The sequence below is a fragment of the Halomonas sp. AOP43-A1-21 genome, assembly GCF_052376775.1.
GTDB classification, from domain to species: Bacteria; Pseudomonadota; Gammaproteobacteria; order Pseudomonadales; family Halomonadaceae; genus Vreelandella; species Vreelandella colorata.
On the sequence record NZ_JBQSWC010000024.1, the window covers coordinates 37,035 to 58,659 of the forward strand.

General features: G+C 54.4%; 19 protein-coding genes. 9 read left to right on the top strand and 10 right to left on the bottom strand.

The genetic code is table 11. The annotated features are described in order from the left end of the window. Positions 1–40: 40 nt before the first annotated feature. The 5 genes from ACT3R7_RS13880 to ACT3R7_RS13900 all read right to left on the bottom strand — a co-directional run bounded on the left by ACT3R7_RS13880 (position 41) and on the right by ACT3R7_RS13900 (position 7,577). Positions 41–3,103, bottom strand: coding sequence for an AAA family ATPase (locus ACT3R7_RS13880; protein ID WP_193091181.1), 3,063 nt, complete (start codon positions 3,101–3,103; stop codon positions 41–43). Further along, complete coding sequence (locus ACT3R7_RS13885; protein WP_193091180.1) at positions 3,100–4,248, bottom strand: exonuclease SbcCD subunit D; 1,149 nt, start codon at positions 4,246–4,248, stop codon at positions 3,100–3,102. Before ACT3R7_RS13885 ends, ACT3R7_RS13880 begins: the two co-directional genes overlap by 4 nt. Positions 4,249–4,328: 80 nt before the next feature. Then, positions 4,329–5,153 carry an NAD(+) synthase gene (gene nadE, locus ACT3R7_RS13890; RefSeq protein WP_193091179.1) on the bottom strand — a complete coding sequence of 275 codons (825 nt, stop codon included), beginning with the start codon at positions 5,151–5,153 and terminating at the stop codon, positions 4,329–4,331. 78 nt (positions 5,154–5,231) lie between these two features. Continuing rightward, positions 5,232–5,741 carry a CinA family protein gene (locus ACT3R7_RS13895; protein ID WP_192536825.1) on the bottom strand — a complete coding sequence of 170 codons (510 nt, stop codon included), beginning with the start codon at positions 5,739–5,741 and terminating at the stop codon, positions 5,232–5,234. 195 nt (positions 5,742–5,936) lie between these two features. After that, on the bottom strand, positions 5,937–7,577 hold the full coding sequence (locus ACT3R7_RS13900) for a DASS family sodium-coupled anion symporter (RefSeq protein ID WP_192537035.1): 1,641 nt from the start codon (positions 7,575–7,577) through the stop codon (positions 5,937–5,939). A gap of 521 nt (positions 7,578–8,098) precedes the next feature. Here ACT3R7_RS13900 and ACT3R7_RS13905 point away from each other — a divergent pair. Next, positions 8,099–8,278: a hypothetical protein gene (locus ACT3R7_RS13905; protein WP_496199241.1), complete on the top strand. Its 180-nt coding sequence runs from the start codon at positions 8,099–8,101 to the stop codon at positions 8,276–8,278. 189 nt (positions 8,279–8,467) lie between these two features. Further along, the gene (locus tag ACT3R7_RS13910; protein ID WP_193091178.1) at positions 8,468–8,779 is read left to right on the top strand and encodes a hypothetical protein; all 312 of its coding nucleotides are present in this window, start codon (positions 8,468–8,470) and stop codon (positions 8,777–8,779) included. Between the two features lie 64 nt (positions 8,780–8,843). On the opposite strand, the gene ACT3R7_RS13915 is transcribed toward ACT3R7_RS13910, so the two are convergent. Then, the gene (locus ACT3R7_RS13915; protein ID WP_192537030.1) at positions 8,844–9,173 is read right to left on the bottom strand and encodes a hypothetical protein; all 330 of its coding nucleotides are present in this window, start codon (positions 9,171–9,173) and stop codon (positions 8,844–8,846) included. A 258-nt stretch (positions 9,174–9,431) separates the two neighbouring features. Here ACT3R7_RS13915 and sstT point away from each other — a divergent pair, with 258 nt between their 5' ends. The 4 genes from sstT to ACT3R7_RS13935 all read left to right on the top strand — a co-directional run bounded on the left by sstT (position 9,432) and on the right by ACT3R7_RS13935 (position 12,405). Next, on the top strand, positions 9,432–10,661 hold the full coding sequence (sstT, locus tag ACT3R7_RS13920; protein ID WP_192537029.1) for a serine/threonine transporter SstT: 1,230 nt from the start codon (positions 9,432–9,434) through the stop codon (positions 10,659–10,661). Positions 10,662–10,820: 159 nt separating this feature from the next. Continuing rightward, positions 10,821–11,351, top strand: a complete 531-nt coding sequence (locus ACT3R7_RS13925; RefSeq protein WP_193091177.1) for a helix-turn-helix domain-containing protein — start codon at positions 10,821–10,823, stop codon at positions 11,349–11,351. Then, positions 11,348–12,070, top strand: coding sequence for an AzlC family ABC transporter permease (locus ACT3R7_RS13930; RefSeq protein ID WP_193091176.1), 723 nt, complete (start codon positions 11,348–11,350; stop codon positions 12,068–12,070). The genes ACT3R7_RS13925 and ACT3R7_RS13930 overlap by 4 nt, the downstream gene beginning before the upstream one ends. Beyond that, positions 12,067–12,405: an AzlD domain-containing protein gene (locus ACT3R7_RS13935; protein ID WP_192537026.1), complete on the top strand. Its 339-nt coding sequence runs from the start codon at positions 12,067–12,069 to the stop codon at positions 12,403–12,405. Before ACT3R7_RS13930 ends, ACT3R7_RS13935 begins: the two co-directional genes overlap by 4 nt. A gap of 218 nt (positions 12,406–12,623) precedes the next feature. Here ACT3R7_RS13935 and ACT3R7_RS13940 read toward each other — a convergent pair whose 3' ends face one another. Together ACT3R7_RS13940 and ACT3R7_RS13945 are read right to left on the bottom strand one after the other, a co-directional pair. Continuing rightward, complete coding sequence (locus ACT3R7_RS13940) at positions 12,624–13,469, bottom strand: SDR family NAD(P)-dependent oxidoreductase (protein ID WP_444280538.1); 846 nt, start codon at positions 13,467–13,469, stop codon at positions 12,624–12,626. Then, positions 13,457–14,263 carry an aldo/keto reductase gene (locus ACT3R7_RS13945; RefSeq protein ID WP_496199242.1) on the bottom strand — a complete coding sequence of 269 codons (807 nt, stop codon included), beginning with the start codon at positions 14,261–14,263 and terminating at the stop codon, positions 13,457–13,459. Before ACT3R7_RS13945 ends, ACT3R7_RS13940 begins: the two co-directional genes overlap by 13 nt. Positions 14,264–14,902: 639 nt before the next feature. On the opposite strand from ACT3R7_RS13945, the gene ACT3R7_RS13950 reads away from it, so the two are divergent. Beyond that, entirely contained in the window at positions 14,903–15,505 is a 603-nt protein-coding gene (locus tag ACT3R7_RS13950; RefSeq protein WP_496199243.1) for a TetR/AcrR family transcriptional regulator, read from the top strand. A gap of 304 nt (positions 15,506–15,809) precedes the next feature. Here the strand turns inward: ACT3R7_RS13950 and ACT3R7_RS13955 are convergent, their stop codons facing one another. Together ACT3R7_RS13955 and ACT3R7_RS13960 are read right to left on the bottom strand one after the other, a co-directional pair. After that, positions 15,810–16,094, bottom strand: a complete 285-nt coding sequence (locus ACT3R7_RS13955; protein WP_193091175.1) for a DUF2218 domain-containing protein — start codon at positions 16,092–16,094, stop codon at positions 15,810–15,812. A gap of 89 nt (positions 16,095–16,183) precedes the next feature. Next, positions 16,184–18,355, bottom strand: coding sequence for a TonB-dependent receptor domain-containing protein (locus tag ACT3R7_RS13960; protein ID WP_193091174.1), 2,172 nt, complete (start codon positions 18,353–18,355; stop codon positions 16,184–16,186). A 288-nt stretch (positions 18,356–18,643) separates the two neighbouring features. Between ACT3R7_RS13960 and ACT3R7_RS13965 the strand changes: the two genes are divergently transcribed. Further along, on the top strand, positions 18,644–19,567 hold the full coding sequence (locus ACT3R7_RS13965; RefSeq protein WP_193091173.1) for a LysR family transcriptional regulator: 924 nt from the start codon (positions 18,644–18,646) through the stop codon (positions 19,565–19,567). Positions 19,568–19,943: 376 nt separating this feature from the next. Beyond that, complete coding sequence (locus ACT3R7_RS13970) at positions 19,944–21,557, top strand: endo-1,4-beta-xylanase (RefSeq protein ID WP_193091172.1); 1,614 nt, start codon at positions 19,944–19,946, stop codon at positions 21,555–21,557. The last annotated feature ends 68 nt before the right edge of the window (positions 21,558–21,625 follow it).

Consider the following 21,625-nt stretch of genomic DNA (forward strand, 5'->3'; position numbering starts at 1 on the left):
TGAGCTGATAGACAGAACTGAGTTTAGTGCACTTAAAACGCTATAAAACGCCTTGTACTTGCACCGTGCTGCCTTGGCGGCTGGCACGTACCTCTATACGAACCGGCATTTGCTCTTTGAGTTCGCTGACATGCGAAATAATTCCAATCATGCGCCCGCCCATTTGCAGCTCGCTCAGCATGGCGATGGCTTGATCAAGGGCATCCTGGTCCAGGCTGCCAAAGCCTTCATCAATAAATAGCGTATCGAGCTGAATGCCCCCCGCATACGCCTGCACCACATCTGAAAGTCCCAGTGCCAGTGCCAATGCGGCCATAAACGATTCACCGCCCGAAAGCGTCGCAACGGGCCGATTTTTACCGGTATAGGTATCAGCAACATCAAGCTCCAAACCAGACGCCTTATTACCCTTGGAAGGGTCTTCACGGCGTACCAGCTGATAACGCCCCCGGCTCATCCGCACCAGCCGCTCGGATGCCTGAATAAGTACGTCGTCCAACAGTACCCCAAGCACAAAACGCTGCAGGCTAATGCGATGCCCGGTGCGTCCATTGGCAATCTCGCTCAGCGTTCCCCACAGCCGATACTCGGCTTCAAGCTCCGCCTCGGCAGCGTGGGCAGCCTTGAGCTTTTGCTGAGTGGCGGTTAGCTGAGTAATTCGCGCCGTCAAGCGCTGGTAGGTTTGATCGCAAACCTGCTCATGCGCCTGCGCGGCAGTCACTTGCTCAGCCAAGGCTGTCAAATCAGGCGGCGTTAGCCCCTCAAGGCGTGCCTGGCTTGCCTCAAGCTGACCATCCAGCTTGGCCAATGCCTGCTGAAAGTGGGTAACGCTTTCAATTAGCGCTTGACGCTCAGGCGCTTCCAGTCGGGCCTGAAGAAAGTCAGTGTCGCTGTCGAAAGCGCTACCGCTTAGCGCCAGCTGCCATTCGTTTTGGGCCGTGCTTAGCGCCTGAGTAGCGGCGCCAGCGCGCTGAACAATATCTGACAACGTGGTTTCAGCGCGGGCCAGCGCCGTTTGTGCGTGATGAGCACTCTCCTGAGCAGATTGCCACGCCGCCTCAGACTGCTGAATATCACCTTGCACTCGGCGAAGCTCTGCTTGCAGCGCTTCAAGTGACCCATGCGTCTCGGGCAACGTCCTGCGCAGCTGTTCACACTGGGCTTCCAACTGATGGCAGTGCTTTTGGGCGGCCTCTAACTCAGGCTGTTGAGACTTTATCTGGCTATCCAGCGCTTTCCATTCACTGCGCTGTTGTTCAAGCGTACGTTCCTGCGACGCAAGCTCTTGGGTAAGCACTTGATAGCGTTCAACATGCTGCTGGCTCTCCTGGCAGGCAGCCTCCAGCGCGCTTAACGATTTGGTGCTCCACTCGCCAAGCGTATGGCGCAAGTACTCGCTCTGCTCATCGTTATACTTAAGCTGTTGGGCCAAACGCTGCTGCAACTGTTGAGCCTGCATCAGCGCTTGGTGCGCCTGTTCATGCTCCGTGCGTGCTCGCTTCACATCCGCTTGGGTAACGGGGGGCTGTTCCTGTATGGCGGGCGCGGGGTGCTCACAGCTGCCGCACACCGGGCAAGGCTGCTGGGTTTGCAGCCGAGCGGCGAGTAACGCGGCCTGGCCATGATGCCAGTGCATCTCCTGTTCTGTGGCGCGACGCTTATAGCGTTCAACCGCTTGCTGATGATGCTCAATATCGCTTGCCGCCTGAGCCACTTGCTCAGCCAAGGCAGTGCGCTGGGATTCAAGCCCGGCCAGTGATTTCCGCTGCGCGTGCAGCGCCTGACGGCTTTTTAATACCTCACCGCAGCCCGCGAGGTTATTGCGCTCTATCTGTTCCGCTTTTAGCTTGGCGGCAAGCGCCTCGCCCTGCTCAGCGATGGTGTTGCGCTGCTGCGTTTGTTGGTCAAGCTTTTGATGCAGGCTTTGCCATGTTTGTTGCGCCTGCTGCAGCGACTGCTCTACACCAGTGAGCGCCTGAAACTGCTCCAATGCTTGCTGTAAACGACCCGCCTGTTCACGGCGTTCCGGCAACTGCTGGTAGCGGGTTTGTGCCTGGTGTAACGCTTGCTGAGCGTGTTGATGCGTCGCCTGCTGTTTTTCGACGGCCGTTTGAGCCTGAACGCTTTCTTGCTGAGTAGCGCGTGCCGTTTGCTGCGCCGTTTGCACGCGGTGAAAGGATTCGGCCAGCGCCTGGGTCTGTTCATGGGCGCTTAGGCGCTGCTGAGCGCGTTCTATTTCTGGCTGTTGGTGTAGCAGCTGGTTTTTTTCTGCGCCCAGAGCCGCATGGCGATCAAAAAGCGCTTGGCACTCCTGCCCTTGTCGCTCGGCAGCCTCTGCCTGTTCACGCTGCTGTTTGGCAATGGCTAACGCCTGTTCCGCAGCCTGATGCTCTGGCGCCAGCGTTTCCAGCGCTTCAATAAGCGCTGCTTCGCTTTCACTATCGCTTGCATCCAGAATGCCCTGCACGCGGTGCTGGTGATCTTTCACCGCCCGCTCTATTTGATTGGCCTGCGTGCGCAGATGCTCTTCAATGCGTTGAAAAATTTGGGTTTGAAATAGCTGGGAAAAAATCTTTTCGCGATCTTTCGACTCCGCCAGCAGCAGCTCTCTGAATTTTCCCTGGGGCAGCACCATTACCTGACGAAACTGGCTGGCATCCAACCCCAGCAGTGCCTGCACTTGAGCGGTAGCATCGTTAACGCTACGCGCGACGAGGCACTGATTTTCCTTCCCCTCAGCGGTTATCCGCCACAGCTGGGCTTCCGCATTTTGCGTCGTCGTCCCTTCGCCTCGCGCCTTGGGGCGTTCCTGCTGAGGCACGCGACGCACCCGATAGCTCTCTCCACGCAGGTAAAAATCCAGCGTTACTTCGGTTAGCAACGTATCCGCGGCCTGGTCGCAGCGCATCTGGGTGCCCGAGCGCTCTTCCCCCGTGGTCTGGCCATAAAGCGCGAAGCAGATGGCGTCCAGAATCGAGCTTTTTCCGGCGCCTGTCGGGCCGTTGATCAAAAACAGCGGGCTTCTACCCAGCTGAGCAAAGTTGATGCTCTCCTCTGCCGCAAAGGGGCCGAAAGCCTGCATGGTGAGTACGAGTGGCGTCATGGCTGGCCCTCTTCATCGCGGCTGAGGGAAGTAATCAAATCACTCATGGCGCGCGCCTGGTCAGCGCTCATGGTGTCACCGCTGGTTTGTTCGAAGAAGTCGCTGAACATGTCCAAGGCATTAAAGCGCAGCCGTTCGCGGTCCAGCTGCTGACGCTGTTCCCCACCCAGCATGCCAGGCTTTTCGAGATGCAAAACGTTAGGGTAAACCGCGCGCAGCTTGCCCATGGGGTCTAAAATGGCGTGGCGGTCGGTTAGTCTAACCAGCAAATAATCATCGGCACGTGAGTCCTCGCGCCCTTGCCGCAACAGCTCATCAAGCTCGCCTTCCAGCACGCGCACTTCACGCCTGGGCACCAGCGGGCGATGCTCAATGCCGGTAATGCCCTCTTTACCTATATCCACAAGCGTAACGCCTTTACGCTGCCGGGCTTCGGAAAAACTGTATTTAAGCAGTGAACCGCTGTAGCGAATATGCTCGCCGCCGCGGTATTGCGGACCATGTAAGTGACCAAGCGCGACATAGTCAAAGCCCTGCATGGGCTCCCAGGCAACGCTTTCTGCACCGCCCAGGGTTAACGGGCGCTCGGAATCAGACGCGCTGCCGCCATCTACAAAGCAGTGGCTCATCAGTATGGTCGGGCGGGTAGCATGGCGCTTTCCATCAATACGCTTTAGCAGGTAACGGTGGGCGCTATCAAAGTCGCGGACCAGCTCACCGAACTGGCTGCGTACGTATTCCGGGTCGGCGTAAGGCACGCCAAAAATATCCACCTCGACGCCGTTGATGGCGAGCGTAATAGGGGTATCGCATGCGCTCAAGTCAGAAAGAATATGCAGCCCAGCCTGACGCAGATGGCGTGCGCCAAAGCCCAAGCGCTCGGCACCGTCGTGGTTGCCGGAAATCATCACTACCGGCAAGCCACGCGCTTGGCAAAGCTCACCCAGCACATCATCGAGTAGCGTGACGGCCGCGGCAGGCGGCACCGAGCGGTCATAGATATCGCCTGCAATCAGCACAGCGTCTACGCCTTCGCGGTCAACGATCTCGATCAGCTGGTTTAGAACGTGGCGCTGGTCTTCAAGCAGTGAGATGTTGTGAAACAACCTTCCCAAGTGCCAGTCGGCGGTGTGGAGTAGACGCATAGCAGGCTCAACAGCAGGTTAGGTGGTAGCATCATAACAACCTAACCTGACGGCGTTTAGCCTTTACTGGTGAGAAACACTCAAGGGGTCTTGGGCAGCTGGCGTTTATGCTCAGTGCGGGTATAGGTGTCAATAATGGTGGTGTACGCCTCATCACTGATGGCATCGCCGACCAGGAAGGCATCAATATCGACATAAGTTACGCCTAGCGCTACTTCATCCGCCAGCTGGGGTTTGAGCGTTTCCAGATCAGCGGTGGGCTGCTTTTCAACCAAAGCGGCGGGGGCGCCCAGCGCCGCACCGACTTCACGAACCTGGCTTTTGGTTAGCCCGGTGAGTGGCGCAACGTCACAGGCACCGTCGCCATATTTGGTAAAAAAGCCCATTAGTGCTTCGGCGGCTTGATCCGTGCCGACCACCAGGCCGCTTCGCGCTCCCGCCGCCGCATATTGCGTCACCATACGCTGGCGCGCCTTGATATTGCCCAACACAAAATCGCGGTGAGCGTCGTCTCTAAACGTTAGCCCGCCCTCTTCCAGTGCGGCCAGAAGGGCATCGCTTGCCGGTTTAACGTTAACACTCAGCACATGGTCGGGGTCGATAAACGACAGCGCCTTCTGCGCATCGTCTTCATCCTGCTGGGTACCATAAGGCAGCCGCATTGCGTAAAAAGAAGCATCTACACCCTGCTCACGCGCCCTATTAACCGCCAGCTGCGCCAAACGGCCGCCTACCGTGGAATCCACACCGCCGCTAATGCCCAATACGAGCGCGTGCTGCCCTGTATCGATCATTTGACGACATAAGAAATCAACGCGCTTATCAACCTCTTGCTGAGGGTCAATACGCGGCTTTACCTGTAAAGTCGTTTGAATATGCGATTGGGTTGCCTGTCGATCTACCATCTTGGCCTCCTTGCGGGTCGAACGTTAATCCATAGCGGATAGCGTATGATTCAGGCTAGAGCAGAAATGGATTCGGTTCTACTCATCCAGTGGTGCGCTACCTTCCAGTACACTGCTGTGATGTCGAGGAATACACTCCAATGCATAGTGCGCGGCGGCTAGGCGTACCTCGTTACGATCACCGGAAAAGCGGCGCGTCTCAGTGATCATGTAAACCTTGTGGTCGTGGCGAAATGCCCAGGCAAAACATACCGTACCCACGGGAATATCATCATGCGGCTCAGGGCCTGCAATGCCAGTGTTGGCCACGGTGACGTTGGCATCGTTATTATTAAGTGCGCCCAAAGCCATTTCTCGGGACGTTTCTTCACTGGTAAGTCCGTACGTATCAACCGTATCGAAACTGACCGATAAGTAGCGATTTTTCGCTTCCGGTGAATAAACTGCCAGGCCGCAATCAATGCATTGGCCACTGCCAGGCACACGGGCCAGCTCAGAAACGATCAGCCCCGCAGTGCATGATTCGGCGGTGGCCAATTTGAGGTTTTGCTGCTGTAGATAATCAGTAATCTGCTTAAGCAATTCCATTGCATTACTCCTACCCAAACGACGTCCTTTTATTTGCACTTCTATTGAAATGTAGCCGTTCTTACAGAGGGTTAAAGGCTTGGTTACCAACTTCACTATTTGTTAATAGAGTGCTTAGGCGCGCATAAAAAAAGCCCTTATCGTTGATAAGGGCTGTTGATAAGAACTTCGATGAAACGCGATTAAGTGAACGGGTTAGTTGCGGAAGGCATCGGGGTAAACCGTTAGATCAACGCCCCACAGCATGGGCAGCAGGAAGTAAACGGCGGCCACGATCAGCAACATGGCGGCAATGTTAAGCCAGAAACCATTGCGCACCATTTCGATGATCTTGATTTTGCCTGTGGCAAAAATAATCGCGTTGGGCGGCGTGCCGACCGGCAGCATGAAAGCACAGTTAGCTGCCATCGCTGCAGGCACCATCAGTACGAAAGGATGGATATTTAGCGCCAGCGCCAGCGAGGCCAGCACGGGCAAAATCATCGTTGCGGTAGCAGTGTTTGAGGTGATTTCGGTAAGGAAAAGCACCATGCCAGTGGCAAGCAGAATCACGAGCAGGAAGTTAACCCCTTCCAGTACGCTCATTTGTTCGCCGATCCACGTTGCCAAGCCTGAAGAGCCAAAGCCCGCTGCAATCGCCAGGCCACCCCCGAACAGCAGCAGGATGCCCCAGGGAACGTCTTTAGCGACATCCCAACCCAACAGGCAACCGCCTTTATTGGGTGAAGGTATCAAAAACAGCAGAATTGCCGCAACAATCGCAATCATGGTGTCGTTAATGCCAGGAATATTGAGAATTTGGCCCTGCCATAAAAACGAACGGGTGATCCACATGAACGCCGCGAAAAGAAAAACGCCCAGCACAGCCTTCTCTTCAAAGGTGATATTACCGAGGGCAGCCTTCTCTTTTTGGATCATCTCCTTGCCGCCCGGCAGCTTGTTGAAGTTGATCGGGTAAATAACCCGGGTCAGCAACAACCAGCTTATTAATAGCAATATCACGACAACGGGGAAGGCAAACATCATCCAACTGGCAAAGGAAATCTCTACGTCAAACAGCTGCGTGACGACAGCCGCAAGAATAATATTGGGGGGTGTACCGATCAGCGTACCCAAACCACCAATAGTGCCGCCATAGCCGATGCCGAAAATTAGCGCTTTGCTGAACTTGTCGATCTCGGTGCTATGGTCCCCTTCGCTTTTATTAAGCTCTTGAGTCACTTGGTAAACAATCGCCGTACCAATGGGCAGCATCATCATCACTGAGGCAGTGTTTGACACCCACATTGATAAAAAGCCAGTAGCCGCCATAAAACCAAACACGATGCTATTAATGCTCGTGCCCAGTATGGAAATAATCGTCAGGGCAATGCGCTTATGCAGGTCCCACTTTTCCATGGCCAGTGCGATCATAAAACCGCCCAGGAAAAGAAAGATAATCGGATTGCCATAAGCCGCCGTGACCGCATTACTTTCCAAGGCACCGGTAATTGGCAACAACACAATGGGCAGTAGTGATGTAACGGGGATAGGTATCGCTTCGGTAATCCACCAAACGGCAACCCACAGCGTGGTAGCCAGCACCATACGGCCTTCGATGCTTAAGTCAGCCGGGTGGAAAAACATCAATACGAACGCAAACAGTAACGGGCCTAGAATCAAGCCAATCTTTTGCGGGGTGGTATAGGCCGGTGGTCGCGGCGGCTCCGAACCACTCCCCCCTTTTGTGTCGTTCGTGGACGTAGGGGCACGCGGTGTGCCGGATATTGGCAGCGCGCACATGAGTAGGTTTTTGACTTGATCGTGGGAATGCCAAAGCTGATCCCAGAGCGTCATCGTGGCAGTTCTGCGCATTGGAAAGGTACCGCTCTTGTCAGGTAAACGAAATAGCTTAGAAGGATAGCTGGCAACTCACTCTTCTACTCAGCAAGAGCCCAACTGTTTCTTGGCGCCCTTTATTCACTGCAATAGAACATTAGTCCAGCAAATCACCTAAAATTACGACCAAAGTCTAACAACTTTGGTTGTAATAGCTCAGCATACTTTATGCTGATGATCGCCATTTTGTGATTTTTTATATTGCGGTAGTTACTGCTTGAAAGAGCTGAAAAAAGCCAAACGCTAACCGTTATCATCGCCGCTCTATAAACCACTAACCGAGCATTAGTGACACACGCATGACAATATTGTTAATTTTTTGTATAGCTTTTTATGCCTAGTTTTTCTGGTTTTGGTCTATGCTTAGGCTTCGAACGATATTTACAACGCTAGTTAAAACAGACAGTAAAACGCTCGAGTGCAAGGATTTTATAGGCGGGAACGAGGAAATCACTAACCGCAACGCTCAAGGAGTCAAGATGATACGCCAACATCTTTTCAATGGAGCAAAACCAGGCAGCCGCGAACACCTTGAAAAATATCTTATGGAACAGCGGCATAGGCGCTCAAAAAACCAAGAAGCAGACATTATCAAGCTTGCTTCTCTCGCTTTTTTGGCAGGCTGTGTGGTTACCGTACTCGCGATGCTCCCCCTGTAGCCGTATAAACCCTATAGTAGCGGCATGAAAAAGTGCAGCGAAATCCCTCTACGTTAAGTGGAGGGATTTTTTTATAGTGTCCATTTAAGCCATTCGACCAATTCGGGTTTGCATCTGAAAAAAAGCTATATTACTCTCCAAGAGTACAATTTGCGTACAAATAAACCAGCATTCACAAGGAGTAGTGGCATGCAACATATCCATTTAGCAGAGATTTCCCAAGCCGGTCTTCAACTTGCTATCCAGGAAATCAAGGATGAAATGTTCGACACCCCAGAATGCGATTACACCATCGCTAAACTGCTGTGTCATTGCAGCCAGTTTGAAGCCGCAGAACGTCAGCTTGACGATATGCTGCTGAAATGGGGCTCTTCACCAGACGTCGTGGAACTGACTGAAAAAGGGTATGCCATGGTAGCTACCATGAGCGCTAACGTTGCAACACCGGCCCCGCACAGCACTACACGACAAGCGGCACGTCAAACGATGGTCGCTGCTTAATTAGGTCTTAACCTTTCCTGATGCTTCCCTTGCCGTTGCAATACGACGGCAAGGGAAGCAAGCATCAATCGAGATGGTCAAGCGTTACCACGATATCCTGCGTTGACACATCAATCGTCCAGAAGGTGTAGCTGTCGTTATCTTGATCGACCAAGCGAATATCAAAGTATGGATTTGTGTAACCCGTTAAGGTTACCCGCTGAGTTTCACCGTTCTCTAGCACTGTTTCTCCCAATACATCTTCTTCCCAACTCTTTGAACTCGCTGGGCTAACATACATATAAAAGATGGTATAGCCAGTGCGATTGGTAACATCGACGTAGTAGTCAGAGGCGTTAGCCACCGTCGATAAACAAAGCATTATCAATGCCACCAACCTTAATGTGATACGCATTCGTTCGTTCCCTTCTAGTTTTTTGAGTGTCATGTAGTCAATATCAATTTTTATGTAAACCGTACCGGTCTGACGATTCGATTATAAAATATCAAAATGCCAATACGGCCAACTGCATATAAAATTTATTTTCTTTTCGCCCATGTAGAGAAACTTACCCGCCAAAAAGCCCGCGCGATAACCGCAAGTGATAGAATGCTGCCCCTTTCAGGAGGCGTCCACGGCGCCAATCACATTCTACTACCTGAGTGACGCGCGATGATTGCAACCGCCACAGGCTTGTTCCGCCCCCTTTTACAGCTGGGCCTTATTTCTCAGATTTTTATCGGTATCGTGATAGGTGCCCTACTTGGGGTATTCGCGCCTTCTCTTGCTAGCGACATAGCGCTATTGGGTCAGCTATTTATTGCTGCACTGCAGGCCGTCGCGCCTATTCTGGTGTTTGTTCTGGTGGCGGCCGCGATTTCTGCGCATCGGCAAGGGCAGCCTACTCATATTCGCTCGGTACTGGTGCTTTATATTGTTGGCACGCTGGTAGCGGCGCTGATTGCCGTTGCAGCAAGCTTTGCATTTCCAACGGAGCTTGCGCTTAATGCCCCCCAAGCGGAGGGCAACCCGCCTGGCGATATCTTCCAGATCCTGCGCCACCTGCTGCTAAACGCGGTAGCCAACCCCGTCAGTGCGCTAATGGAAGGTAATTTTATCGCCATTCTTGCCTGGGCCGTTGGCCTTGGCCTGATGCTGCGCCAAGCAAGTGACACTACCCGCCTTGCCCTTAGCGATCTTTCTGACGCCATCTCACGTATTGTTGCGCTGGTAATTCGTCTGGCCCCGCTGGGTATTTTAGGCCTAGTGGCCGGTACGCTGGCAGAGTCAGGCATTGAGTCGCTGGTTAACTATGCCCAGCTGCTCGCGGTTATCGTTGGGTGCATGATGTTTGTTGCTCTGGTGAGCAATCCGCTGCTGGTATACATCGCCACCCGTCAGAACCCCTACCCGCTGGTATTTGCCTGCCTGCGCGGCAGCGCGATTACCGCCTTCTTCACACGCAGCTCAGCGGCCAATATTCCGGTCAACCTTGAGCTCTGCCGCCGACTGAAGTTGGACGCTGATACTTACTCGATTTCCATTCCGTTAGGCGCGACGATCAACATGTGCGGTGCGGCAATCACCATCACCGTGATCACGCTGGCGACCACCCATACGCTGGGCATTAACGTTGATTTCCCCACTGCCTTACTGCTGTGCATCGTCTCTGCGCTGGCAGCTTGCGGCGTTTCCGGCGTAGCCGGTGGCTCTCTGATGCTGATTCCGATGGCCGCCAACCTGTTTGGTATTCCAACTGAAGTGGCCATGCAGGCAGTCGCGATCGGCTTTGTGATTAGCGTAGTGCAGGACTCCACAGAAACCGCGCTTAACTCCTCAACTGACGTGCTGTTTACTGCCGCTGCATGCCGCGCACGTAGCAACCCTCTCACTTCCTCCTAGCTGCACGCCAAAATGGGAGCGCTCTCGCCTTAATTGGCTGGCGCTCCCAGCCCCCTGTCGTCTTTCCAGCTGAGCTTCTTTCCATCCATTAACAGTAATCATTGACACACACTCGTCCCTTATATAGAACGTTCTATATAAAGAACACTAGAGTACGTCATGGATAAGCTTTCACTGAGTACATTGGGCCAGCACCTTCAAACGCTTCGTACGGAGCGAGGCCTTTCGCTGTCGCAGTTGGCCAATGAAGCGGGCATCGCCAAATCCAATCTTTGCCGACTTGAACAGGGCAATGGCAACCCCACCTTGGATACTATCTGGCGGCTGGCCGTTCAGCTCAACGTGCCGTTTGGTACGTTAGTGGCACCAATTACCGTGCCGCTGGGTGAAGATGGCGTGCAGGTCCGGCTTATTGATCAGGGCAAAGACTCGCCCCAAGTGGACGCTTACTGGATGCGCTGCGCGCCGAACACGCTGCGCCATGCCGAGGCGCATACGCCGGGTGCGCAGGAATCACTCACGCTGATCAGCGGCAGGCTGGAAGCTGGGCCGGATGGCAACACTACAGCGCTTATGCCTGGAGAGACCCTCACCTTCCCGGCCGACCAGCCACACCTTTACCGCACCCAGGCAGCAGAGGCGACGCTGATTTTAACCATTACTTACGCTGAAAAAGGCGGTACGCCATGAACCAGCTTACCAAGCTTACTTCTGGTCGTTCGACACTGCGTGGCGTGCGCGAAGCGATTCCTTTGCTGGGCGGCTATATACCCGTTTCGCTCTCGTTTGGTTTAGTGGCGACACAGGCAGGTTTTAGCACCTGGGAAGCGGCGGTCATATCGCTGTTAATTTATGCGGGTGCCTCACAGTTTCTATTCGTCGGCATGGTCGCGGCGGGCTCGCCGCTGTGGCTGGTGGTCGTGTTGACGCTACTGATTAACGTGCGCCATGTGGTTTACGGCCCGAACATCGCGGCCTGGCTACCCCGCAGCCGCCACTGGCCCTGGCTTATGCACGGCCTTACCGATCAGGTCTTTGCCCTGGCGCATACGCGTCTGCCTCAACTGCCTGAATCTGAACGTTTCGGCTGGTTTTTGGGAGTAGCACTGCTGGCCTGGGGCGTGTGGATTGTGGGTACCGTGGTAGGCGCCACAGCCGGAGAAACGTTAACGGCCTACTGGCCGCTGCTGGGTGAAATTATGCCCTTTGCCCTACCCGCGCTTTTTTTAACCATGGTAGCGCCACGCGTCACGGATAAACGCTGGGCATTAGCCTTGGGCTGCACCATTGCATCCGCCCTTTTCTTTACCCTTTATGGCTGGAGCAACGTTGCCATCCCGTTGGCAGCTGCCTGCGGTGCCATCTGTTTTTATATGGTGAGATTTTATCCCAGGAAGAGCACATTATGAGCACAGGACTGTGGTTAGCCGTAATCGCTTCAGCATTGGGTACGCTACTCATACGCGTTGTGCCGTTTCTATGGATGCAGCGCCGCCTGGGAAGTGAAACCGGCCTAAACAGCATTCCTCAATGGATCAGCATTTTAGGCCCGCTGATGATCGCGGCGGTGCTCGGCGTCTCGCTCGTTCCCGTTAATCCTGGCGTTATTTCATGGGCAGCAACGGCCATCGGACTATTCGTGACGCTGCTTGTATGGCTGCGCGTACGCACAATGGGCCTGCCTGTGGCAGCGGGTGTAGCAGTGTTTGGATTAGTACTAATAGGGGTAGCGCTAGCAGGGTGATGTCGCAGAAGACTTGAGAAAATGGTGTGCCCAGTAGGATTTGAACCTACGATCATGAACTCTAGAGGCAGGTCGTTCATCCTTTGAGCCACAACCAGCTAGGTCATTGATTGAAGGGGGAGCTGGACAGGCGGCGCCGCACGGAGATGGTCCCGGCCTGAATGTCGTCTTGTCCAATCCAGTGCTCCCCCGCTTGCTATTCGGCGCCGGTCAGCTAATCAGGCAATGCTTTCGACGATGCCGCCCTCGACACGAAGCGCCGCTCCGGTTGTGGCGCTGGCCTGGGGCGAGGCTGTGTAGACGCAGAGGTTAGCCACCTCCTCCGGCGTCGCGAAGCGCTTGAGCAACGTCGAGGGACGGTTCTCGTTAAGAAACAGAATCTCCGCCTCATCGGTCGAGACACCACGCTCTTCAGCAAGCTTCGCCAACATCGCCTGGGCCCCTTCCGTGCGAGTCGGTCCGGGTAAGATGGTGTTGACGGTCACACCGCTTCCGGCCAGCACCTTGGCCAGCCCGCGGGAGACGCCTTGCATAGCTGCCTTGCTGACGCCGTAATGCACCATCTCTGCGGGGATATTGAGTGCCGACTCGCTGGAAATGAACTGGATACGACCCCAGCCACGTTCTTGCATACCTCTGGCATAGTGGCGCGCCAGACGCACGCCGCTCATGACGTTCACCTGAAAGATTTCCTCCCAGGCAGCGTCGTCAATGTCAAAAAAGGAGCAGCCACCGTAGATGCCTAAATTGTTGATCAGGATGTCCGCATCGGGTACGGCAGCAATCAGCGTCTGCGAACCCTCGGCATTAGCAAAATCGGCGGCAACGCCCGATAGGCGCGCCCCGGGCACTGCCTTGCCGATGCTCTCGACGGCCCTATCCACGGTATTCTGCTTACGCCCCGTGACTACCACCTTGGCGCCGGCACGCGCTAGCCCCTCGGCAATGGCAAAGCCGATTCCGGCGGTCGATCCGGTGACAATGGCGCGCTTTCCTTTCAAGTCGATCTGCATGAACGCTTTCCTTATTTCGTCTTTATATGAGGCTGATGTTACTGGTCCCACGTAGGGGCAAGATTGCCCGGACTAAGGATGCGGCCTTCCGTGTGCGCTAAGCCATCAATCATCGCCATCTCATCGAGTGACAGGGAAAAATCGAAGATGGCGATATTCTCCGCGATGCGCGTGGGCTTGGTGGTACGGGTAAGGGGCACATCACCCTTTTGATGCGCCCACCTCAGGACCACTTGTGCCGCGTTTTTGCCATGTGCCGCGCCAATCCGGGCCAGTATCGGATCACGCGGCACCGCCCCCATCGCCATCACGAAGAACCCAGTCAGCGGCACGCCAAGCTTATGTGCCTGCTGGCGAAGCGTAGATTGATCAAGATAGGGGTGGATCTCGACCTGGTTTGTGGCAATCGGTGCTTCGCTTATCTCGGCTGCGCGAGCAAGCTGAGTGGCATTATAGTTGCTGACGCCGATATGGCGCGTCCAACCGCGTGCGCGGGCTTCATTCAATAGCTCAATTTGGCGCTCGATCGGCATGCCATGACCGGGCCAATGTACCAACAGCAGATCGACCGTATCCAGTTCGAGCCTTGCGAGGCTTTCCTGAATCGAAGGCAGAAAACGCGCTTCAGAGAAATTGCTATTCATCACCTTGGTGGTGACGAACACCGCATCGCGATCCATGCCGATGTCGCGCAGGGTACGGCCGAGCGCGGCCTCGTTGCCGTAAAGCTGGGCCGTATCGAAGGCACGAAAACCTGCCTGCCAGGCGGCAGGAATCAGGTGTGCGACTTGTTGATCGTCTAGCTCATCAAGACCAAAGCCAATCGGGGGAAGTAAGGTATTCATCCAGCCGCTCCTGTGCGTTTATATATCCCTTTTCCGGGCAGATTATCTCGATCATGCGCTCGCTCAAGGTCCAGTTCAGGGCCCAGCGGCACGACAAGTGTCGGGTTGAGGGCGGTATTAGTGTAGTAACCGATTTTGGTATGTTCGAGATTGACCGTCTCGCTCATCCCCGCCCACTGATAGAGTTCGCGCAGATAGCTCGCGTAGATAGTTCGCCAAGTGCGGGTAGCCTTCGATGCGGCGAATATTGCACTTGAAGGCGCCATTATCCGTTGATAAGACCTGGCATAACGCTCTCCCAAAAACTAGATAGCGGCTGGGCCATACCGACCATCACCCAAGCACGTTGACTAGGCCATGTGAATAGTGTGAAGTAGTTTCCATATGGATGTAAGACGCCAGAAATGGAACTGATGGTTGATGAAATGGAAACCATTGACGGAGCGCTTGCAGGCATTCGTGTATTCTTGTGCGGACGCTGAATGCGGCAAGATGTGGGCGCAGCGAGAGAAGCCGTGCCACCTCGCCTTGGCGAGAGGTTTTACAATATACTAGGCTGGCTGTCCCACATCATCGCTTTGGCCCCTTGAATAAGGAGGTGAGTGTGGCCCCCCATAACGGATACGAGTTGGATTGGATTTGACGACGCTGACCGCATCACGATTACAAGATGCCGCGCTTGCGCGATTTGCCAAACAGGGGTTCGATGCGACCTCAATGAACGAGATTGCGGCGGACGTTGGCATCAAGAAACCTTCCGTATACGCGCATTTTCGTAATAAAGAGGAACTGTTTCTTAGTCTTATTCCTTTGGTCATCGAGGCCGAGCAGGAGTACGCCAAAAGCACGCTGCGCGGTGGGGGCGATATGAAACAGCAACTCCTGGCGTATCTACAAGGTATTGAAGAGCGATTCAATAGCTCTTATAGGGTTCAGTTCTGGGTACGGATTCTTCTCGCACCTCCGGTGCATTTGTACGATATGGTCATGGATCCGATGCACATTTTCATGGATGATCTTGAGCGCATCCTCAAGAATGCGCTGCAAGCGTCGCCGCTCGTCCCAAATGCCAGCCAGCTGAGTGCCGATGTACTAGCGATGACCTGCATGAGCATGATCGACAGCCTGCAAAGTGAACTGCTTTTTGGCGGTGCGAAGAAGTATCAAAGACGCCTCGAATCCACCTGGGCAGTCTTTGAAGCGGCTATCGCGTCGCCCTCTGATGGCAACGCAGATAACTAATCTGTGAGTCAGCCGACTTATTACTACGATTGGATCAGTAGTAATGGGCGACGCGCCGATCATCGCGGTTAGATACGTCAATCGCCATATCATGGATAGATCGTAGAGCATCCGAGTGGATGACTTCGTCAGGCGTCCCTTGTACTGCCATTCGGTCATTGCGCATGGACGACGCTGCGCTGTTGCACGGTGAGCAAAGGACCCGCGTTTCTCCGCAATTTCTACCAGGATCGCTGCCACGATCAGAACCTATCCTACGCGCACTCACGATCCTGCTTCCTCTTCATTGGGTTCGATATCGGTACTAGATACGCTCCCATGCGAATTGCAGCTCTTCGCCGCGTGGCGCGAAGCGCTGGATATGCTCCGCGACCACGTTCTCCATCTCATCCAGTTCGGCCTCAGGCGCGAACACCGAGACGTGCAACACCATGTCCTCCGCCTGTAATTCGCACGATGAGCCGCCGAAGTCGATGTGTCCGCGCTGTGCATCGAAATCCACAGAAAATTTGTGCCCCCAGTGCTTACATAGCCGGGTGATGTAGCGACTGGCATTCGGTGTTTCAAGCGTTGTTCGGGTCTGGATCATGAAGTCTCCGATCAAAAAAGTAGTAGAAAAAAAACCCGCACCATACGCATGGAAAGGTGCAGAAAATCTTCCATCATGGTGTAGGGGCGTCAGAAACTGGCAGTCAGTGTTGTGAAGTAACGACGCCCTGGTGTGTAAAAATTATTCCCACTGTCCACGTCACCATTGGGGTTGTGATCGAACAGGTTGCGAACACCGGCATTAACGCGCACCCGCTGGTTGATCTGGTAGTTCAGACCTAGGTCATAGATGGTATAGCTGTTCTGGATACGTTGATCACCGAAGCGATCCGCGTTGTTAGCATTGCGCCAGTCGAGATGTACCTGCTTGCCTACAAACTCGGCTTGCAGTGTTGCGCCCAGTGCATCCGTGATCTGCCAGTCGAGTCCGGAGCTGGCGGCCCATTTTGGCACCGCACTCAGTGGTTCACCTGTCGCCTTATTCTCGGCCTTCAACATATGAGTGATATTGGTATTCCACATCACACTCTGGAGCCCGGGGATGGAGGAATGCTCAACCAGTGGCACGGTGAAGTTGGCCTCAAAGCCACGGGTTTCGGCTTCGGCGATGTTCACATACTCTTGCCAGTAGCCCGCCCCGCCCAGGTAGCCCAGACCACGCACATGGATCTTGTCATCGAAGTCGGTGTTGAAGAAAGTCAGCCCGCCCTGCCAAGTATTGCGCTCCCAGCTAGTGCCTAACTCCCAGCTTTGCGTAGTCTCTGGATTTAGATTGGCGTTGCCGCGTGTATAGCAACCACCACCCTGATAGCCATCCGCGCAGCCGGCTCCCCGCGACTCGCTGACGAAGTTCGGATTCGATTCCCGCAGCGTAGGCGCACGAAAGCCCTCGGAATAACCGCCTCGAATTGTCCATTCGCTGGTCGGGTGATAGACCAGGTAACTACGCGGACTGACGTGAGTTCCATGTTCGTCGTGTTGGTCCACCCGCAGACCCAAGGTCAGGCTCAAGCTGTCGCTCAGGAAGATCTCGTCTTCAGCGAAAAGCGCGGAGGCGTTGACCTGTTTGTGCGACAGGCCGACGACGCCATCGGCGTTAGGTAGCGCCCCCACGGAATTAGGGTTATCCAGTTCGGAGCGCTTCCATTGTCCACCGACCGTCAGAAACTGGTCCATCCCGAACGTAACGGGCATGGATAGACTTCCATCCACGACCAGATCTTTCGCCACTGCCTGCGTGTCATAGGCCACATAGGGGTCGCGCTGATCGGGCGGATCCTTTTCAACCAACTGACCGTCACGGATAATCGGTGCAGTGGTGTCATTCCTGTATTCGACCTGGTTGACGGAAAGTTTGGACGTACCGAAATCGTGTCGGCCAGCATAGCTCAGGCCGACGTTTTCGCGCTCCATCTTTGCTGGCCCGCGTGTAAAGGTGGATGTTGAAAATCCACCTGGATTGCTAGCGTCGCCTTCCGGCGCTGGCAGCGTACGCCACTCGCCATGCTGGTAGTCGAAGGAGAGCTGGTGATCGGGGTTGATGTCCCAGTCCAAGCGCCCTCCAAATGAGCGTCGCTTGCTGCCTTCACGGCCGCCTCCCCAGCGGAAGGCGCCATCGGCGCTATCCGGCAGGCCGCTGTCGGCCTGCTGGTATGTCTGCTGGCCGTTGAGGCGTAACGCCAGCCCGTCGGCTAGTGGACCACCAATAGAGAAGCTGCCGTTGTAGTCATTACCGCGAATCGAATCCTCATCGACCACCACACCCGTAGCAAAGCTTCCTCCCCACGTGTCTTCCGTCTTTTTGGTAATGATGTTGATGACACCGCCCATTGCATCCGAACCGTAGAGTGAGGACATCGGCCCGCGCACCACCTCGATGCGCTCGATGGACTCTACTGGAACCCAGTTGAGTTCATTGCGCGTGTAGCGATCGAATGTCTCGCTTGAACTTCCAGTGCGCTGACCATCGATCAGGACCAAGGTGTAGCGCTGCGGCAGACCACGGATCTGGATGCTAGTGCCGCCGTCGGGCGTTGTGCCCTGGGATAGGCCAGGGACGCGGCGCAGCACTTCATTGAGGTCGTTCGTGGGAATTTTTTTGATGTCTTCGGCCGTGATGATCGACACGCTGGCGGGGGCATCCCGAACATCCAACTCGTTGGCCGTTGCCGTCACGGTCACTGCGGGCAGTTCGGTGACCACCCCATCGGAAGATTGTGCATAAGCCGCCATGGTGAGCATTGCCAGAGCAATTGCTGATGCAATCCTATGCAGTTTGAAACGAGAAGAGTGTGCGTTCATGCCAATGCCTTTAAGAAAGCTGGGAGGAAGCGTTAGCGGATGCTGTTCTTTAGGATTGGATTTAAAAGAACAGAACCCGACCTACCGGACGGATGGCAAATATTAGCACTATCGCTTTTTCATCTTCAACATAAATGTTAATCGTTCGCGTTTTGTTATTTTTTGGTTACCACGACAGATTACTCGACGGCCAATGTCAGCCAATTGGTCCTCAAGCATTCGCACTAGCGAAAACGCACAACATGCATTAGTTTCCGCGTGCACGTAATACTTCAGGAGTTGCATCTCATGGTTGATGATTCAGAAACCATCGGCGGAGCATTAGAAGACATTCGCGCGTTCTGCGCGGTCGCCGAGTTTGGAACGGTCTCGGCCGCAGCAAGACAGCTGGGCGAGACCAAGGGAAGTATCAGTCGTCGACTATCACGGCTGGAACATCGGCTTGGCGTGGCCTTGTTGGCACGTGCTCCTCGGGCAGTCTCTCCAACCGAGGAAGGCACCGCCTTTTATATCAAGGCGAGAGAAGCCCTGGCGTGGCTGGACGATGCTGCAGAAGACGCACGTCAATCTCAAGACGTGCCCCAAGGGCATCTACGTGTGACAGCCCCGGTGGATATCGGAATAGAGTTGATGCCCCCCATAGTGGCAAAATTCCGGGCACTTCATCCCCAGATTACCATTGAGCTTCTGTTGACAGATACGCCGCTGGATCTTGCAGCCAATCGCATCGACCTGGCACTGAGAGCGCAAGACGGAAACCTGCCGGATATGGTCTACCGCGCCTCATCGGTAGCTCAATTGCGTGTGGGACTTTATGCCGCCCCCGACTATCTCGAGGCGAACGGATGGTCAGGTGATACACCCGCCGCGCTTGCAGAGCATCATTTTGTCATCTCACGTGAGTTTACGGGGGCCGCACAATTGGTGCTGACCGATCGCCGAGGCCGCACACACGAGGTGGTTATCCGCCCGAGTATTCGTACCAGTGACTATGCCAGCGTGTTGCGCTTGGCGATAGCGGGTGCCGGGATTGGCCCCATTCCCGACTTGGTGGCAGCGGCCCATGTTGCCTCCAGAGCTCTGGTACCGGTGCTGGCGGATTGGAGTCTATCGGAAGGCCAACTCTATGCGATCAGCCTGAATGGTCAGAAGGCACCGGCGCGAGTGCGTGTCTTTCGAGAATTCGTTCGTAGGGAGCTGAATGCCGTTTAGGAAGAAACTTAAGGTTTGCTCACTCTACCGAACCATCAAACATAGTGCCTACGTCTAGAACTGTTGGTCGCCCTTGCTATCCTCCATTGCAAGGGTAAAGACATAGCGAGTGTCGAGGATACTGCGCGGTGGTATAAAGCAATGGGCGAATCAAGCAGTGCTATTAGCGAAGACCCGGCCGAAGACGCATTTGTAAGTTTGTTGTTAAACAATACAGGCGGCTTATGTGGCGAGATTAAGGTCAAGCTGAAGAGCATCACGATAAGAAATATCGTAATGGCGGAAGGAGGATAGCGGAATTGAGCCACAAGGCCACCTAGCGTCTCAATGTTATACGACCTACTACGCACTGGTTCATTTCTTTGGAGGTATTCTCATGACTTCTTCTCCATTAACTTTGTGGGAAGGCTTTTCTGGGGCCACCGTGCAATCTAATGGTGTGCTGTTTGAAGGCCTCGACCGTAAGCTATCGCCGTTGCCTGACTCTGAGGATGCACCGGTACACAACCCATCTCTTAACCTGGCGATGCGCTTTCAGATGGCGGGGGACTTTGAGATCAATATCACCGCTACGTTGTCCGCCGCCAACTCTACTTACTTCATGTTCCACGGGGTTATCCCGATGGTGCAGGATGAGTGGTACTACGCGCTGAGTACCTTCAAGGCCCAGATCGTCAATGGTGACTGGTGCTACTGGTCGCTGTACCACCCTGACAATACCGAGGGGGGTAATGCTGCTGCCAGTGTAGGTAGCAATGTGATTTACACCTTCAAGCGTGAGGGCACCGAGCTTGTGTTTCTGACTAACGGTGTGGAAGTTACCCGTCAGTCGGATCTGGGCCTGTTTGACGATGGGGTGGTTTACCTAAGCCTGGATGAAGCGAACGTGGGTGCGACGTTTCTTGTCACCGAGATCACCACTACCGGTACCGTGGAAGAGACTCCTGTGCGTAGAGTGCCTAAGACAGCGGGCACCTTGCGTGATAAGGCCGGTAAGTTCCGCATGGGTACCGCGGTGTCCACCTATCCGATGGTGTTCGATGAGCAGTACCGTACGATTCTGGGCAATGAGTTTAACCAGATCACCCCTGAGAACTGCATGAAATTCCAGTTCATCCAGCCTGCCCGTGGGGTCTACGACTTCTATGAGTCGGATAAGCTGATCGACTACGCCGAACGTAATGGCATGGACGTGCATGGTCACACGGTGGCGTGGAACGAAGCGACCCCGCAATGGCTGTGGGATGGCTGGCTCGATGGGACCATCACCGCTACCGAAGTAGGTGAGATCCTCGATGAGCATATCGAGATGTTGTTCGGTCGCTATAAGGGCCGCATGGTCTCTTTCGATTTGATCAACGAGCCATTCCTGGACTGGACAGACCAGCTCCGTGATTCCGTCTGGTTCCAGGCATTAGGACGTGGCTACATTGAACGGGCATTACGTAAAGCTCATGAAGTGGATCCGGACGTATTGCTGTTCATTAACGAGTGGGGCTGTGAAGAAGCGGGTGACAAACAGGACTTCCTGTTCAATCTCGTGGTCGAGTTGCAAACCGCCGGCGTGCCCATTCATGGCATTGGCTTGCAGATGCACGAAGACGTGAATGCTGAGTACCAGGCCTCCTGGGATGCGGATAGTACGTCGGTCAGCAAGACGCACTTGACATCAGCGATCGCTCGCTTCCATGCCATTGGCATTGAGGTACGGGTATCTGAGTTGGATATCAACCAGCACCAGATCTTCGCCACCACACCGAAAGCGGTAGCGGCGTGGTACGCGACCTACCTGGAAGCATGCATCGAAGCGGGAGCACACTCATTTACCATGTGGGGCTTCACTGATCGCTGGTCATCGCTTAACGAGTGGTACAACTATTGCGGGCATGGTAACGGGTTGATTTACGATGCCCAGTATCGACCCAAGCTGTCCTACCAAGCGCTTTCAAAAAAATTGGATGAGATGGCAAGTTCTCTTACCCGCCTCTGAAAGGAATGATCTTAAGAACATCGCCTGAATCGCTTCGTGTGAAATATCTAGAACACTGATATTCAGGT